1 rRNA gene is annotated in these 312 nt (G+C 57.1%); it reads left to right on the forward strand.

Going from position 1 to position 312, the window contains the following annotated elements:
• A 23S ribosomal RNA gene (locus EAE93_RS24125) occupies positions 1-312 on the forward strand; the annotation flags it as partial.

The raw sequence follows: 312 nt of genomic DNA on the forward strand, positions 1-312 counted from the left end.
GCGTCGGGAAGCTGATATGAAGCGCCATAACCGGCGATGTCCGAATGGGGAAACCCAGTGCGATGCGTCGCACTATCATTAACTGAATCCATAGGTTAATGAGGCGAACCGGGGGAACTGAAACATCTCAGTACCCCGAGGAAAAGAAATCAACCGAGATTCCCCCAGTAGCGGCGAGCGAACGGGGAGCAGCCCAGAACCAGCATCAGCGATGCCATCAGAGGAACGGTCTGGAAAGGCCGGCGAGAGAGGGTGACAGCCCCGTACTCGAAGGTGGCATGGCTGTGAGTTTGACGAGTAAGGCGGGACACG

The organism is Photorhabdus akhurstii, assembly GCF_018448925.1.
Taxonomy (GTDB): domain Bacteria; phylum Pseudomonadota; class Gammaproteobacteria; order Enterobacterales; family Enterobacteriaceae; genus Photorhabdus; species Photorhabdus akhurstii.